The organism is Vreelandella lutescens, from assembly GCF_014640815.1.
GTDB lineage: Bacteria > Pseudomonadota > Gammaproteobacteria > Pseudomonadales > Halomonadaceae > Vreelandella > Vreelandella lutescens.
This window is the reverse complement of sequence record NZ_BMHM01000002.1, coordinates 1-17,619: the sequence shown is the minus strand read 5'-3', so window position 1 is coordinate 17,619 and position 17,619 is coordinate 1. Positions and strand designations below refer to the sequence as shown.

The window sequence follows — 17,619 nt, the reverse complement described above, 5'->3', positions numbered from 1 at the left end:
TAACTTTCCTTAAATTGAGACTGCGGGTTGAGTCTCAATCGTGATATTGACAACGAATTTACCAAAAACAACTGACGTGTGCGCGTTGATATAAGTCAACTTAGATAACTCTTTCAAACTGTATCACTGCATGACGGATATTGCACAAAGGTAAACCAGAAACCGCTTAATTGATAACGACGCTTATTTCACGTATGTTCGCCGCCTACTCGGCAAACCACCTTTTAAGACACTGCGGCCTCCTCTATGGCAAAACGTACGGCGGGTTATACCTCTAAAGGCATTGGCAGCATTACGTCGCTCGCCGCATTTTTAAACGAGTTTGACGACGTCTCGCTGATACGTCCGCTAAGTTCTCAACCGCATGCTGTTCTGGGCTGGGGATTAAAGCCTACCAGCCTACTCGCTAGGCGCTATGCCAAGCGGCACAACCTCCCTTACATTGGTTTAGAGGACGGTTTTTTGCGCTCGTTAGGGCTTGGCGTCGCAGGCTATCAGCCCCAGAGCATGGTGGTTGACTACACCGGCATCTACTACGACGCCTCACGCCCTAGCGATATAGAGAATTGGCTGAACACAGCCACTTTCAGCCCTGAGGAGCTATCACGAGCAGAGCACTGCATGGCACTGCTCCGGCAGCATCGGCTCTCCAAATATAATCATGCGCCTGACCATGCGCCTACCCACGCTAACGCCCAGGTGCTGGTGGTTGACCAAACCGCAGGCGATGCATCGATTGAATACGGTGGTGCCAGCGCAGCAAGCTTCTCGCTCATGTTAGAACACGCCTTAACCCATCACCCTGACGCCCAGGTGCTGGTTAAAATCCACCCTGATGTGATTGCGGGTAAGAAACAGGGGCACCTCACCAAAGCACTCAACCACCCCCGCTGTAAAGTGATGAGCGCCAACATCAACCCCTGGGCGCTCTTCGACCAGGTGGAAGACGTCTATGTGGTCACGAGCCAGTTAGGCTTTGAAGCCTTAATGGCAGGTAAGCGCGTTCACTGTTTTGGACTGCCCTTTTATGCAGGCTGGGGGCTAACCCATGACCGGCTTCACTGCCCGCGCCGGGTTCAAAAACGCACGCTTGCAGATGTTTTTGCAGCGGCTTACCTGCGCTACACCCGCTATGCCAACCCTTACACGGGGCAGCCAGCCACGTTAGAAGACACCATTCATCTGATTGCCGACCAAAAGCGTCAGCAAGAGCGGCTGCGTGGCGAATGGCAAGCCTGTGGCTTTTCTTCCTGGAAGCGTCGCTTTATCGGCAACTTCTTAGGCCCAGCGGCTAACGTGCGCTATGAGAAAGAGCTCCCCGCCCACGTCAATGAGACTCAGCGGCTGCTGGTCTGGTCAAGCCGTATTGACGATGCCTTTAAAACCCGCCACAGCGACCAGATGCCTCATATTTGGCGTATGGAAGATGGTTTTATCCGCTCCGTTGGCCTGGGGGTAGATCTTACCCAGCCACTTTCTCTGGTGATTGATCGTTGCGGGATCTACTACGACCCCCGTCAGCCCAGCGAGCTGGAGACACTGCTCAACGAAAGCACGTTCAGCGAAGACTTGATCGCCAGGGCAGCCCAACTTCGCCAACGTCTCGTGGCGTTGAAGTTATCAAAATATAACGTGCCCGGCGAAGCCGATGTCGCCCTACCCGATAACCAAACGGTGATTCTGGTGCCGGGTCAAGTAGAGAGCGATGCGTCTATCGCCACCGGCTCGCCGGAGGTCAGCACTAACAGCGCGCTATTAAAAGCCGTACGCAAGGCTGAGCCGGATGCGTTTATCATTTACAAGGCTCACCCTGATGTGATCAGCGGCGCGCGAATTGGCAAACTCGATACTGATGCCAAACGTCTGTATGATTTAGACGCCAGCCATATCGACATCACCGCCCTTTTGGAGCACGTCGATGCGGTACACACCATGAGTTCGCTGACCGGTTTTGAGGCCCTGCTGCGTCACCGCAAAGTGACCACTTATGGTTTACCGTTTTATGCAGGCTGGGGATTAACACACGATGCCATGCACTGCCCAAGGCGCACACGCACACTCTCCTTGGATGCTTTGGTCGCTGGCACGCTATTGCTGTACCCAAATTACGTCGACCCCGCCTCTGGTCAGCTGTGCAACGCCGAGACTGTCGTCAGCCTGTTGGAACGGGCAAAGTTACAACAATCTAGAGCACAAAAACCTCTACTTACATGGAAGCAGCGCATTTATCGTTGCTATCGTAACTTATTGATTGGAAGCCATTGAGTTGAAGCAAAAGCGCGCATTCTTATTCTTACAAGGCGTTTGCTCGCCCTTTTACCAGCGTTTAGCCCGCCGCCTAACCGATGACGGCCACCGCGTGGTGAAAGTCAACTTCAATGCAGGCGATCTCGTCTACTGGCAGCGCACTCATAGCCACAGCCACCTGTTTCGCGGCCCGCTCAGCGAACTGCCCGCCTACATCACCTCGCTATGGCAACGTTATGGCATCACGGACCAAATTCTTTTCGGAGACCGCCGCCCCATTCACCGCCCTGCGGTAGACCAAGCGCCCGCTGCCGGCATTCGCACCCATGTCTTTGAAGAGGGCTATTTTCGCCCTTTCTGGGTAACGCTGGAGCGTGAAGGTGTGAATGGGCATTCGCTACTGCCCCGCGACCCCACTTGGTTTTATGAGACCGGCAAAGCACTTCCTGAGCTTCCTACCCCGGTACGCTTTCGCTCATCGTTTAAAATTCGCGCCATGCACGATGTGGCCTACCATGTTGCTGGGCTGGCTAACCCGCTAGTGGCACCCCGCTACCGCAACCACGCGCCGATTACCGCGCCGGTAGAGTACGCAGGCTATATAAAACGCTTCACACTGCTCAAACAGTGGAAGAAACATGATGCACAACGTATTAAAACGCTGATTGAAAGCGGCAAGCCCTACTTTATGTTGCCCTTACAGCTCAATACAGACGCCCAAATTCGTGACCACTCTCCCTACGCCAATATGGAAGAGGTGATGGATCACGTTATGGGGTCGTTTGCCGAACATGCCCCCAGCGATGCGCTGCTATGCATTAAAAATCATCCCTTGGACATGGGGCTGGTCAACTATCCCAGCATCATTGCGCGGCTCTCTGACTTTTATGGCTTAAACGGGCGCATCGTGTATCTGGAGTCGGGGGATCTCAACGCGCTCATTAAGCATGCGGTAGGCACCGTCACTGTGAACAGCACCGTTGGTATTGTCTCGCTGGAGCATCAATGCCCTACATTCACCCTGAGCGACCCCATCTACAACCTAGCAGGCCTTACCTACGAAGGCTCGCTGGAGGAGTTTTGGCATCAACCGCCACCGCCCAGCACAGAACTGTTTGGTTACTTCCGCAATACCGTGATGCATGCGGCGCAAGTAAACGGCGGTTTTTACTGCCAGCCAGGCATTGATCTCGCGGTTAATAACGCCGCGCAGATATTAGAAGCCTGCCCATCGCCGCTGGAGAAGCTACTGTGAGCATTAATGCCCCCGCCGATGCCACACCTGACGTCACCGCTAATTTTACAACAACGGAACAGACAAAACGCTCACGCTGCGTGCTGATCACCGGGGCGACAGGCGCGATTGGTGGCGCACTCGCCAGGGAGTACGCCTCAAACGAGACGCACCTCATTCTCCATGGCCGAAACACCGGCGCGCTAGAACAGGTGGCTAGCCAGTGCCGCGAGCAAGGGGCCCAAGTGACGCTCTCGTCTGTCAATCTCAACGATAGCGATGCACTTGCGCAGTGGCTCACCACACTCAGCAACGAGCAGCTACCAGACATCGTCATCGCCAACGCGGGCAAAAACACTCACCCGGAGCAGTTAGGCGAGCTGGAGCCCTGGCCCGAGGTTCAGGCGTTGCTGGATATTAACCTCACGACCCCCATCGCCATGGCGCACCACTTGGTGCCCGCCATGCGCGAACGCGGGAGCGGCCAGTTAGTATTTATCAGTTCGCTAGCTGGCTGGCATGGGCTGCCCAGCACGCCCACCTACAGCGCCAGCAAAGCGGGCATTAAAGCCTACGGCGAAGCCCTGCGTGGGCTGCTTTCCCCCTGTGGCATTGGCGTGACGGTCGTCATGCCTGGCTACGTTACCTCACCGATGTGCAACGCCATGCCCGGCCCCAAGCCTTGGGAGTGGCCGCCAGAACGGGCGGCGAAAGTCATCGCTCGCGGCATTCGAGCCAACCGTGCACGGGTCAGCTTTCCCTTCCCGCTGAATTTTGGTACTTGGTGGCTGGCCGTACTGCCGGCAGGCGTCTCGCAGTGGCTGATCAAACGGCTGGGTTTTGATCATGTAGGGGGCCAGTAACATGCTTTCCAGCCTGCTGATATCGATAAGCCTGCCACTGCTCGTAGGGCTATTGGGCAGCTTCGCGTTTGAAGCGCTGCTATCGCCACGACCTGCTCCTCTTTGGAAACGCTCCATTGCCGCGAATGCTGTCCACGTAGGCAGCTGGCTACTGCTGTTTGGATTATTTACCCTACTCCTTCAGCGCCCCTGGTTTGCCGTCGTCTTTGTGCTGTCGCTTCAGCTGGTCGTGGTTCAATCGAGCAATACCAAATCCAACACCCTGAATGAACCCTTTATTTGCCACGACTTTGAATACTTCTGGGACGCTATTTTGCACCCCAGGCTTTACGTACCGTTTTTTGGCATTGGCCTTGCCATCGCTGCCAGCAGCGCGGGGGCTATCGCCATTGGCAGCTTCCTCTACTTAGAAGCGTCTTTCGTCAGCCAATGGGGCGCTAGTCTCTTCTTGCAAAGCACGCTGCTACTGAGTGCAGCGGGCGCTCTGCTGGTAGGTGTGGGAGTACGCGCACTTCCCGCCATGACGCTTGACCCCATCGATGACCTTCACCGCGTTGGGCTGCATGCCAGCCTTTGGGCCTACGGCGTCGCGCTTATGCGCTCTACTCCACCCTCGCCTGATGCCTCGCCCTTTAAAGAAGTCAGCCAGCAGGCGTTGACGTCCACCGCCCTCGACGCCGTCTTACCCAACGTGGTTCTGGTACAGAGTGAGTCATTTTTTGACCCGCGCCCCTGGTGCCCAGACGTTGCTAACACGCTGCTGCAGCATTTTGATGCCACGTGCCAGGAATCCATCGAAAAAGGCGAACTCAGCGTGCCCGCCTGGGGGGCCAACACCGTGCGTACCGAGTGCGCCGTCCTCACCGGCATTGCGCCTCATCACTGGGGGCCTCGGCAGTTCAACCCCTATCGCACCGTAAGCCGCCACCCACTGCCAAGCGTGGCCAGCGCTTTTCGGGCACAGGGTTATCGCACCGTATGCGTTCACCCCTACCCAGCCACGTTTTATATGCGCGATAAGGTGATTCCCCTACTAGGCTTTGACACCTTTATAGATATCGCCTCCTTTACCAGCCAAGATAAGCATGGGCAGTACATCGGCGACCGAGCCGTAGCACGAAAGGTTGGACGCCTGCTCAAAGATGACGATAATAGGCCGCTATTTATTTTTGTGATCACCATGGAAAACCACGGCCCGCTGCATTTAGAAGCCCCTACCCAGGCGCGCTTGGCAGACACACTGCCCCATGCGGCATGGCCTCTTCCTAGCCACCTACGCGAATTAGCCGTGTATTTGCACCATTTAGGTGAAGCTGATCAAATGTTGGCAAACGTTAAAACAGCGCTAAACGAACGCGCTAGGCCTGGTTTACTGGGCTGGTATGGCGACCATGTACCTATACTGCCAGATGCGTATGGGCACTTTACGCCCCCTACGGGGAGCACCCCATACATGATATGGTCAACCCAACCAACACCGCCTGACCAAACGCCTGCGGAGCACCCTACGCAGGGAGTAGCAGCCAACGAACTTGGCGTCCGGCTATTTAAACAAGTGTTTGGACGCGATATAAGTAACGATGTGATCAAGGCAGAACCAGAACCTCAGGAGCAAGAATGACTAAACGTGTGGCCATTATCGGCGCCGCCCATCGTTTCCCCGGCACCACCCCTGAAACGTTCTGGCAAGACCTGCAAGCCGAAAAAGACCTCGTCACCCAAGTGGCCCCAGATCGCTGGAGCCATGATGCCTTCTGGCATCCTGATAAACGCCACCCCGGCACCAGCGTCACGTTTGCGGCGGGCAGCCTGGGCGATATCAGCGGCTTCGACGCAGAGTTTTTCGGCATCTCCCCCCGCGAAGCCGCCAATATGGACCCCCAGCAACGCATGCTGCTGGAGCTTGCCTGGGAAACCATGGAAAGCGCGGGCATTCTGCCCAGCACTCTGCGCGGCAGCCAGTGCGGCGTTTTCCTGGGCGTCGCCAGCCTTGATTACTCTTATCGCCTAGCGGATGACATGGCGGCGATTGATGCTTCCACCGCCACGGGTAATACCTCCAGTATTGCCTCAAACCGTCTTTCCTACGTGTTCGACCTGCATGGCCCCAGCATGTCGCTGGATACCGCGTGTTCGTCCTCCATGGTAGCGTTTCACCAGGCTTGTCAGTCGATCCGCAGCGGCGAAACCACCATGGCACTGGCGGGCGGCATCAGCCTGCACCTGCACCCCTACGGCTTTATCATTTTTTCCAAAGCCAGCATGCTCTCGCCCACTGGACGCTGCCAAGTGTTCGATGAGGCGGGCAATGGCTACGTGCGCTCTGAAGGTGCAGGGATATTCCTGCTCAAGGATTACGATCTAGCCGTCGCCGATGGCGATAATATTTTGGCCGTGGTCGCAGGGTCAGCGGTGAATACCGATGGTCATAAATCGGGCCTGACGGTGCCGAACCCCAGCGCCCAAACGGATCTAATGCGCCGCGCCTATGAACAAGCGGGCATTTCCCCGGATGAAATCGATTACTTAGAGGCCCACGGCACCGGCACCGCCGTTGGCGACCCCATCGAAACCCGCGCCATTGGCGAAGCCATCGGCAAACATCGTAAAACGCCGCTATTGATTGGCTCGGTGAAGAGCAACGTCGGCCACTTAGAAACCGCCTCAGGGGTAGCCGGGCTTGCCAAGGCGCTTTACAGCCTGCAGCACCGTGAAGTGCCCGCCACCATTGGCATTCGCAAGCTGAACCCGCGCATCAAATTCGATGAGTGGAATTTAAGCGTGGTCACCAAAGCACAGCCCCTGAAGCCAGAAGGCCGTTTGGTGATTGGCATTAACTCGTTTGGCTTTGGCGGCGCTAACGCCCACGTGATTTTAGAAAGCGCACCGGAAAAAGCCGCCGCGCCGTACCAAACACCAGACACCCCGCTGCCCATTCGTGTCAGCGCCCGCAGCGAAGCCGCCCTCACGGAAAATGCCCGCGCCCTAGCGAAGCACCTGCAGGAATCTGGCCAAGGGTTTTACGATATCGCCCATACGCTGTTCCACCACCGTGAGCAGCACAGCCACGGCGCACTCTGCTTCGCCAGCAACGCAGAGGAGGCCGCCAACGCACTGCGCCAGTTTGCCGAGGGTAATGCCAGCCAAGTCCTAACGCTGGAGCGCCTCGCCGACGCCAAAGGGCCGGTCTTTGTGTATGACGGCAACGGCTGCCAGTGGGAAACCATGGGGCATGATCTGCTCGATACCGATGCCGACTTCACCGCCGCCATCGACCGCGTCGACGCACTGTTCCAGCGCTACGGCAGTTTTTCACTGCGTGACGAATTAGCAGGCCGTAACAAGCCTGAAGGCGAAGAGAGCCGCTTCGTGCGTACCGAAATCGCCCAGCCAGCCCTCTTTGCCCTGCAAGTAGCGCTCACCGAGTGGCTGAAAGCCCAGGGCGTTACTCCAGCAGCCGTGTTTGGCCACAGCGTGGGCGAAGTCGCCGCTGCCTGGGCCTCCGGTGCGCTTAGCCTGGAGGATGCGGTTAAGGTCATCTACTACCGCAGTGACTACCAAGGCAAAACCCGTGGCCTAGGTGAGATGACCGCTGTTGCCATGAGCGCCGACGACATCGCACCGTGGCTAGCCAAACCTGAGTTCAACCGGGTAAGCCTTGCGGGCATTAACAGCCCCAAAGGGATTACCCTGGCAGGCGATCGTGACCAGCTTAGCGAGCTTGAAGCCACGCTAAGTGGCCAAGATATCTTCGCAAAGCGCCTGCCGCTGGATTACGCCTTCCACAGCCCGGCCATGGATAGCATCCAGTCAGGGGTGGTCGATGCCCTGGCGGATATCCAGCCCCAGGCCACCAAGGTCCCCTACGTCTCTACCGTCACGGGTGACGTCAGTGAAGGCACCGCGCTAGACGCCCACTACTGGTGGCTCAATATTCGTGAGCCGGTGCTGTTTGATAGCGCCGCCACCGCGCTCATTGAGCAAGGCTACAACGTCTTTGTCGAAGTGGGTGCGCACCCCATTTTGCGCCGCTACCTCAACGAATCACTGCGTGAGCAAGAGCGCAGCGGCCTAGTGTTCGGGACCATCGAGCGTCACAAGCCTGGGTTAGAGGGATTGAACCGCACACGCAGCCAATTGCTGCTCAGCGGCTTACACCTAGACAGCCAGCGCTTCTTCCCGGTAGAAGGCCAGCGCGTGTTGCTGCCTCGCTACTCGTGGCAGCGCACTCATCTATGGGTACAAGGCACCAACGATGGCCAAGGCTTGCTGTCGCGCTACTACCAGCACCCGTTGCTGGGTTACCCGCTAGCACAGCAAGAGCACACCTGGGAAAGCCAGCTAGACACCAAGCGCCAGCCTTGGCTTTCCGACCACGTGGTAGGTGAAGGCGCGGTATTCCCGGGTGCTGGCTTTGTAGAGTTGGCACTTGCCGCCGCGCTCCAGCAAAAAGAGACACCGGTGCTGGATATCGAAGAGCTGGAAATTCGCGCGCCGCTACTGCTGGACGGCCCCAACGGCCGCGCCATGCGCCTTACCCTCGACCCCGATGATGGCCGCTTGGAGATTCATTCCCGCGAGCCCGCCACGGGCAGCGAGTGGCAGCTCAATGCCGTCGCACGCCGCATGCGCGAAAGCCGCGGCTTCCTACTCAACCGCCAAGCGCCCGCGCTGCCTAAGCGCGATGCTGACTATACGCTGGCTGAACACCTGCAGATGGCTGAACGTATTGGCCTGCACTACGGCCCTGCGTTCCAAGCCATTCAGCGCGGCTGGATTGAGGGCGATAGCGTCATTGGTGAGATTCAGCTCTCCGATGAGGTCACCACGCAACTGGATACGCTGCATGTTCACCCCGGCATTCTGGATAGCGCCTTCCAGATGTTCATTCCGCTGCTGGCACAGCACAGCGAGTTTGCCGCACAGCTCGCCTTCGTACCGGTACGCGTAGGCCGCATTCAGGTCAACGCGGAAGCGGGCGCGCCCGTTCTGGCACGAGCAGTGATGGGCAAACGTGCTCCGCACTCCTTCACCGCCGATTTTGAGCTGTATGACGCCCAAGGCCGCGCCGTCGCTGTGCTGAGCCAAACACGTTTCAAGGCCATTCGCCTGAACCGGGCGCACCACCAGCACTTTAGCTACCTGGATGTGGAGCTCACGCCCGCCCCGCTAAACGCTGTCGCGCTGCCGCTGCCTGCAGATGCGCTAACGCGCTTGATGGGGCTAAGCGATGCGTATAGCGCCAGCACCGGACAGCGCTACGCCCAAGAAGTCGCGCCGCTGCTCGATAGCCTAAGCGAAGCCTTTGCACACGACGCCAGCAGCACCGCTGACGATGACGAAGCGCCGCTACCGCCGGAAGCCATTTGGCAGCTACTGGTGCAAGATTACCCTGATTACTTCGCCCCTATTCACGTGGTGGGCCGGTTAGGCCTGCACCGTGAGCCGCTGCTCACCGGTAGTGATACCCTGGAAAGCCTGGGCATTAGTGCCGAGCACTTGGCGGGTATTAATCGGGTGCTGATTGGTGAACATGGCTGGCAGGTATTGGCTCGCGAGCTAGGCTCACTCATGGAAGCGTCGCTAGTCGCACTACCCACCGGGCAACGTCTCAACCTACTCGAGGCTGGCCCCTGTGCGCCCGCCCTTGGTCAACGCCTGCTAGAGCAGCTTGCCCACGGCAAGCCAGGGGTGAACGACACCTATCGCTACCGTGCGCTCACCACCAGCGACACGGCACGCCACCAAGCGGAGCAGTTGCAAGAGCGCTACCCGCTGATGGATATCCAGCCGTTAGACGAAGCGCTGCCCGCCCTAGCCGATGCCCAAAAAGCGCAGCTGGCGTTCGTGAGTGCCGATATCACCCAGCCCGACCGCACCCGCCAGCTCATCGATGCCTTACCTGCACAGCTCGCCCCTGGTGCGCAAGTAATGGTGATTGGCCTTCATCCAAGCCGCTGGTTGGATGACCTGCTGGCAACACCGGGCATTGATCAAGCAGCGCTAGAACAGAACACGCTGATTGAGTGGCTAACCAGCCAAGGGCTGAGCGTCTCTGCGCCTATGGAGCTAGAAGAGAACGGCGCTTACCTGCTGCATGCGCAACAACCGGCGCACAACGACACCAACGTTCAGGTATCCATCGCCCAAACGCTGCTGGTGGCCGATGCCCAGCAAGAAGCGCTCGCGGTAGCGTTAGCCGAACAGCTAAACAGTCATGCAGACCACAGCGTATGGCTTCGCGTAAGCGATGCAGCGCCACAAACGCTGCTGAACGAGGCGCTTGCCGACCAGCTCGAAACACCTGCGGCACTGAACGTGCTTGACCTGCGTGAACTGGGCAGCACGACCACGCAAGCCCAAACCCAGCGCTGCTTTGGCGCGCAGCAGTGGTCGCTCGCGCTTGAAGCCAGCGGCCTGGAAGCCCAAGGCACTACCTTAACGCTATGGCTAGCTACCCAGGGCTACCAACACGCTGATGACGCCGCGCTATGGGGTTTTGGGCGCTCGCTCGCCAATGAGGCGGTGGGTCACAGCGTGACCCTGATTGACCTACCCGACGCCCCCAGCGCTGCCGCGCTAGCGTGCGTAGCAGGCTCTATCGCCACGCCAGATAGTGAAAACGAGCTGGTAGTGACGCAGGAAGGCACCCGCTTTGCCACGCGCCTTCGTACGCTGCCCGCACCGCACCCGGAAAAAACCGCCAGCGAAGCACCCCGCCAAGCCATGACGTTGGGCTTCACGCTGCCCGGCCAACTGCGCCAGTTGCAGTGGCGGCCGCGCCAGCTGCCAGAGCTAGGCGCTGATGACGTAGAAGTACGCGTCAAAGCCACCGGCCTCAACTTCCGGGATGTCATGTACACCCTGGGCCTACTGTCAGATGAAGCGATTGAAAACGGCTTTGCCGGGCCGACGCTGGGTCTGGAATTTTCTGGCGAAGTGGTCGCGGTGGGCAGCAACATTCAGCACCTCACCCCCGGACAGGGCGTGGTAGGCTTTGGCCCCGCCAGCTTCAGCGACCGCGTGATTGCCAGCCAGCATGCCGTGGCACCGCTGCCAGAGGGCGTCAGCTACGCGGCGGCGGCCACCATTCCCACCACCTTCTTTACCGTGTACTACGCGCTGAAGCATCTGGCGCGTTTAGAACCCGGCGAAAAAGTGCTGATTCACGGCGCAGCAGGCGGTGTGGGTATTGCCGCGCTGCAAATCGCCCAGTGGATGGGCGCTGAAATTTACGCCACGGTGGGGTCAGAAGAGAAGCGCGACTTCCTACGCCTGATGGGCGAAGAGCGCCTTTACGACTCCCGCTCGCTCACCTTCGCAGAAGAGATTCTCGAAGATACCCAGGGTGAAGGCGTTGATATCGTGCTCAACTCCCTGGCCGGTGAAGCCATTAACCAGAACCTGCGCGCCCTGCGCCCGTTCGGTCGCTTCCTAGAGCTCGGCAAGCGCGACTTCTATGAAAACACCCATATTGGCCTACGCCCGTTCCGCAACAACCTGAGCTACTTCGGTATTGATTCCGACCAGCTCATGAAGGTACAGCCCGCCCTCACCCAGCGGCTGTTCGGCGAAATGATGGCACTGTTTAACGACGGCACGCTCAGCCCGCTGCCGTTCACCGCCTTTAGCCACAGCCAAGTGATTGATGCCTTCCGCTACATGCAGCAGGCGCGCCAAATTGGCAAGGTTGTAGTGACCTACGAACAGCCCATTGCTCAGCCACATCAGGAGCAGCTGGGCACCGCCAGCATGACGCTAGCGAGTGACGCCAGCTACTTGGTCACCGGCGGCCTGGGCGGGTTTGGCCTGAAAACCGCGCAATGGCTAGTAGATAAAGGCGCGCGCGAGCTGATTCTACTCAGCCGCAGCGGCCCCGCCAGCGAAGAAGCCCAAGCCGCCGTGGCAGCGTTTGAAGCCCAAGGCGTGAAAGTGCTGGCAGCGGCTTGCGACATCACCGACCGTGATGCCCTCGCCAAGGTGCTGGAACGTGCGAAAAGCGAGCTAAGCCCGCTGCGTGGCATCGTGCATGCCGCCACGGTGATTGACGACGGCCTGATTCGTAACCTGGATGCCGAACGCATTCAAAAAGTGCTCTCACCGAAAATTGACGGTGCCAAGCACTTAGAAGCGCTGACCGCCAACGACACCCTCGACTTCTTTGTGCTCTACTCGTCGGCGACGACGCTCTTTGGTAACCCCGGCCAAGCAAACTACGTGGCCGCTAACCACTGGCTCGAAGCGTTTGCCGCCCGCCGCCGCTCGCAAGGCCTCCCGGCCACCTGCGTGCGCTGGGGTGCCATTGAAGACGTCGGCTTCTTAGCGCGTAACACCCGCACACGGGATGCACTGCAAGAACGTCTGGGTGGTTCAGCGCTGCGCTCAGATGATGCGCTCAAGGTGCTGGAGCAGATGCTACTCACTCCTGGCACGAGCCTGGGCGTACTGGAGCTTGAGTGGGGTGCTCTCGCGCGCTTCCTGCCCACTTCCAACGCGCCGCGCTTTGATGAGATTGCCCGCGCCAGCGATGATGATGGCAGTCTGGATAGCGATGACGACATCAGCGCGCTGCTAGCGGATCTCTCGCCGGAAGAGCTGCACAGCACAATTACCGAACTGCTACGCGCTGAGCTTGCCAGCATTCTGCTGATCGACGAAGAGAAGATCGACGTGAACCGCTCGGTTTACGACATGGGCTTCGACTCGCTGATGGGCGTTGAACTGATGACCGCTATCGAGAATCGTCTAGGCGTTCAGGTACCGGTGATGGTGCTCAGCGAAGCCTCCACGCTTGATAAACTCGCGGGCGTCCTGATTCAAAAACTTCACCAGCATGACGACGATGTTGAAGAGTCGCCGCAAGATGCGTTAGCCTCTTTGGCTGCCCGCCACGGTGCGGATGGCATTACCAGTGAGCCAGCATCATCCCCTGCGACCGAGACACCATGACCGCCAAGCGTTCTGAGTTAAAACGCCAGCTTCTGGAACAAGCGCGCAAGCGCCCCACCGCCAGAGCCGCCAGCCCATCTGCCCCCAGCGCCCAAGGCGCGGGGGCAGCCCGTTCTGTTCCTGAGCGCTTTACACGCTTTGATGCCCACCCGGGCTATCAACAGCTCATGTTGCTGCGCGAAGGCGCTAAACAGCTTGGCCTAAAAGTCCCTTTTTTCAAGGTACACGACGGCCTCGCAGGTGCCACCAGCATGATGAATGGGCGCACTTGTATCAACTTCGCCAGCTACAACTACCTGGGCTACTCCGGTGACCCGCGCGTGGTTCAAGCAGCCAGTGATGCAGCCGCCCACTACGGTACGTCTGTCTCGGCCAGCCGCGTGGTCTCAGGCGAACGCCCCATTCATGGTGAGCTAGAGCGTGCTATTGCCAACGCCTATGCCGTTGAAGATGCCGTCGCCTTCGTCAGTGGCCATGCGACCAATGTGTCTACCCTTGGCTACCTGCTCGGCCCGAAGGACCTCATCCTGCACGACGAGTACATTCACAACAGCTCGTTAGTGGGCGCGCAGCTCTCTGGGGCCAAACGCATGTCGTTTAGCCACAACGACCCGGACGCTCTGGAAGCGCTGCTCACCCAGCACCGCCACCAGTTCGAGCGCGTGCTGGTGGTGATCGAAGGGCTCTACAGCATGGACGGCGACATCCCCGATTTGCCTCGCTTTATCGCGCTAAAACAGCGCCATCAAGCCTGGCTAATGGTAGATGAAGCTCACTCCTTCGGCGTGATGGGAGAAACCGGCCTGGGCCTGCGGGAACACTTTGCGATTGACCCCACCGATGTCGACATCTGGATGGGCACCATGAGCAAAACGCTCTCCGGCTGCGGCGGCTACATTGCCGGGAACACCGCGCTAGTGGAAACCCTGCGCTACTTCGCGCCGGGCTTTTTGTACAGCGTGGGCATGCCCGCGCAAGTGGCCGCCCCTTCGCTAAAAGTACTTGAGCTGATGGCCCAAGAGCCCGAGCGCGTCGCCAAGCTCCAAGAGATCTCCCGCTACTTCCTAGAGCAAGCCCAAGCCCGCGGCATGGACACCGGCCACAGCATCGGCTCTGCCGTAGTACCCGTCATCGTAGGCAGCTCACCGCTAGCAGCGCACCTGTCCAACGAACTGCTAGCGCACGACATCAACGTCCAACCCATTCTGTACCCCGCCGTACCGGAAAAAAGCGCTCGCTTACGCTTCTTCCTCTCCTGCGAACACACCCAAGCCCATATTGATGAAACATTAGATGTGCTTGAAAAGCTGATGGCGAAAGGGATGTGATTGGTGGTGAATGGTGAATGGTGAATGGTGAATGCCAACACCGTAGCGCGGCGTAACGAATCTTGCGAGGCACGAGCAAATGAGGCACCCGCGAGGGCGGCGATAGCCGCCTGATCAACCACCGTGAAGCATCAATCCTCGGTGGCACCTTCGGCACTCCTAACGGAGTGCTTCGCGGGTGCGCTCCGCTTACACCGCGCTACGGATACCCACTTAAATGCCGTGGAGCCCCGTAGCACGGCGTAACGAATTTTGCGAGGCACGAGCAAATGAGGCACCCGCGGGGGCGGCGATAGCCGCCTGGAAGGTGGCACGTTAACCTGGGGAGCCACCTGGGCAATCAGAAAGGTAGTCACATGGTAGTAGAAACAATCGAGACCGGCACTGCCCACTGGTACGTCATTCAGTGCAAAGGTAGCGAATCGTTTCGCGCAGCTGAACACCTTGTCAATCAAGGCTATGAGGTGTTCCACCCGGTGCTGGATGTAAAACGCAAACGCCAAGGCAAGCTTGCCACCGTCACCGAGCCGCTGTTCCCCTACTACCTATTTATCCGCTTAGACCAAGTCGTCAGCAACTGGCGGCCCATCCGCTCCACCCGGGGCGTACTGCGCTTGCTCACCTTTGGCAACACCCCCATCGCCGTGCCCGACGCACTCGTAGAGACCCTTCGCGCCCAACCCCACCGCCAAGAAGGCAGCCACAGCTACTTCACCGCCGGCGAAAAAGTCACCATCACCGACGGCCCCTTCAAAGACCTAGAAGCCATCTTCACCCGCAGCAAAGGCGAAGAACGTGCCATCGTCCTACTCAACGTCCTCCAACGCCCGCAACACGTCGAGCTTTCCGTAGAAAGCCTGGAAAAGCGATAAATGGTGAAGGGTGAAGGGTGAAGGGTGAAGGGTGAAGGGTGAAGGGCAACATCGTAGCGCGGCGTAACGAATCTTGCGAGGCACGAGCAAATGAGGCACCCGCGGGGGCGGCGCTAGCCGCCTGATCAAGCCACCGAGAATCATCAAATCTCAGTGCCACCGCCAAAACCCTGAAACCTGACCCACCAAGGATGCACATCACTTTTAATCACGCTACCCTATTCCCCTCACTCACTGCAGGGAAGCAGCCATGGCGACTTACCGACGCGCCCATATCCCAGGCGGCACCTACTTCTTTACTGTCGTCACCTACGGCCGCCAACCGCTCTTAGCGGATCGCTTAAACATCGACGCACTGGGCCGAGCGTTTCGACGTGTACGCGATGAACAACCCTTTACAATGGATGCCTTTGTTCTCCTTCCCGACCACCTGCACTGCCTCTGGACCCTCCCCGAAGGAGACGCCGATTACTCATCCCGCTGGCGCGACGTCAAAAAATACGCCTCCAAAGAGTTCCTCTTCCCACCCGGCAGCCAATACGCATGGCAACGCGGATTTTGGGAACACGTGGTCCGAGACGAAAACGACTGGCAGCGCCACATGGATTACATCCACTACAACCCGGTGAAGCACGGCTGGGCGCAGTCCCCTCGCGAATGGCAATGGTCCAGCTTTCACCAATGCGTGAAAAAAGGATGGTACGAACCAGACTGGGGCACGCAAGACATACCCGAAGTGGCCGACATGAACTGGGAGTAACCCCCAGGCACTCCTAACGGAGTGCTTCGCGGGTGCGCTCCGCTTACGCCGCGCTACGGGTGCCCACCTTAAGTGCCAACACCCATCAACACGGGGCAATTGCACGTACCCGTAGCGCGGCGGAACGAAAGAGCGAGAGCAACGAGCGAAAGAGGCACCCGCGGAGGCGGCGGATAGCCGCCTGGATTAAGCCACCGAGAACGATCACACCTCAGTGCCAAGATCGGCACTCCTAACGGAGTGCTTCGCGGGTGCGCTCCGCTTACACCGCGCTACGGGAGCCTTCCCTTAAGTTCCGTGACACCCATCAACACGGGGCAATTGCACATACCCGTAGCGCGGCGTAACAAAAGAGCGAGAGCAACGAGCAAATGCGGCACCCGCGGGGGCGGCGGTAGCCGCCTGGATGAGGCCACCGCAAATCATCACACCTCAGTGCCATCATCGGCACTCCTAACGGAGTGCTTCGCGGGTGCGCTATCGCTTACACCGCGCTACGGGAGCCCTCTCTTGAGCGCAGCGAACCATTAGAGCAGAGTGCCTGCCACGTAGCGCGGCGTAACGAATCTTGCGAGGCACGAGCAAATGAGGCACCCGCGGGGGCGGCGGATAGCCGCCTGGATGAAGCCACCGTGAAGCATCAAACCTCAGTGCCATCATCGGCACTCCTAGCGGAGTGCTTCGCGGGTGCGCTATCGCTTACGCCGCGCTACGGGTGCCTATCTCAAGTGCCGTGATACCCATCAACACGAGGCAATTGCACATACCCGTAGCGCGGCGTAACGAATCTTGCGAGGCAACGAGCAAATGCGGCACTCACGGGGGCGGCGGATAGCCGCCTGGATGATGCCACCGTGAAATATCACACCTCAGTGCCATCATCGGCACTCCTAACGGAGTGCTTCGCGGGTGCGCTATCGCTTACGCCGCGCTACGGGTGCTCACCTTAAGTACCGCAAACCATTAGAGCGGAGTGCCTGCCACGTAGCGCGGCGTAACGAATCTTGCGAGGCACGAGCAAATGAGGCACCCGCGGAGGCGGCGGTAGCCGCCTGGATGATGCCACCGTGGAATATCACATCTCGGTGCCAAGATCGGCACTCCTAACGGAGTGCTTCGCGGGTGCGCTATCGCTTACGCCGCGCTACGGGTGCCTATCTCAAGTGCCGTGATACCCATCAACACGGGGCAATTGCACGTACCCGTAGCGCGGCGTAACGAAAGAGCGAGAGCAACGAGCAAATGAGGCACCCGCGGGGGCGGCGGATAGCCGCCTGGATTAAGCCACCGTGAAATATCACACCTCAGTGCCATCATCGGCACTCCTAACGGAGTGCTTCGCGGGTGCGCTATCGCTTACGCCGCG

8 protein-coding genes are annotated in these 17,619 nt (G+C 58.8%); all 8 read left to right on the top strand.

Annotated elements, in window-relative coordinates; translation table 11 throughout:
* Positions 1 to 246: 246 nt before the first annotated feature.
* The 8 genes from IEW65_RS04355 (at position 247) to IEW65_RS04320 (ending at position 16,253) form a co-directional block, all read left to right on the top strand.
* Positions 247 to 2,265 carry a capsular polysaccharide biosynthesis protein gene (locus IEW65_RS04355; RefSeq protein WP_188638291.1) on the top strand — a complete coding sequence of 673 codons (2,019 nt, stop codon included), beginning with the start codon at positions 247 to 249 and terminating at the stop codon, positions 2,263 to 2,265.
* 1 nt (position 2,266) lies between these two features.
* Complete coding sequence (locus IEW65_RS04350) at positions 2,267 to 3,502, top strand: capsule biosynthesis protein (RefSeq protein ID WP_188638290.1); 1,236 nt, start codon at positions 2,267 to 2,269, stop codon at positions 3,500 to 3,502.
* Between the two features lie 80 nt (positions 3,503 to 3,582).
* Positions 3,583 to 4,344 carry an SDR family NAD(P)-dependent oxidoreductase gene (locus tag IEW65_RS04345; RefSeq protein ID WP_229755493.1) on the top strand — a complete coding sequence of 254 codons (762 nt, stop codon included), beginning with the start codon at positions 3,583 to 3,585 and terminating at the stop codon, positions 4,342 to 4,344.
* 1 nt (position 4,345) lies between these two features.
* Positions 4,346 to 5,965, top strand: a complete 1,620-nt coding sequence (locus IEW65_RS04340; protein WP_188638289.1) for an LTA synthase family protein — start codon at positions 4,346 to 4,348, stop codon at positions 5,963 to 5,965.
* Entirely contained in the window at positions 5,962 to 13,293 is a 7,332-nt protein-coding gene (locus tag IEW65_RS04335) for a type I polyketide synthase (RefSeq protein WP_188638288.1), read from the top strand. The genes IEW65_RS04340 and IEW65_RS04335 overlap by 4 nt, the downstream gene beginning before the upstream one ends.
* Positions 13,290 to 14,621, top strand: a complete 1,332-nt coding sequence (locus IEW65_RS04330; protein WP_188638287.1) for an aminotransferase class I/II-fold pyridoxal phosphate-dependent enzyme — start codon at positions 13,290 to 13,292, stop codon at positions 14,619 to 14,621. The genes IEW65_RS04335 and IEW65_RS04330 overlap by 4 nt, the downstream gene beginning before the upstream one ends.
* Positions 14,622 to 14,977: 356 nt before the next feature.
* Positions 14,978 to 15,493: a transcription/translation regulatory transformer protein RfaH gene (gene rfaH, locus IEW65_RS04325; protein WP_188638286.1), complete on the top strand. Its 516-nt coding sequence runs from the start codon at positions 14,978 to 14,980 to the stop codon at positions 15,491 to 15,493.
* 250 nt (positions 15,494 to 15,743) lie between these two features.
* Positions 15,744 to 16,253: an REP-associated tyrosine transposase gene (locus IEW65_RS04320; protein WP_188638285.1), complete on the top strand. Its 510-nt coding sequence runs from the start codon at positions 15,744 to 15,746 to the stop codon at positions 16,251 to 16,253.
* Positions 16,254 to 17,619 lie beyond the last annotated feature (1,366 nt).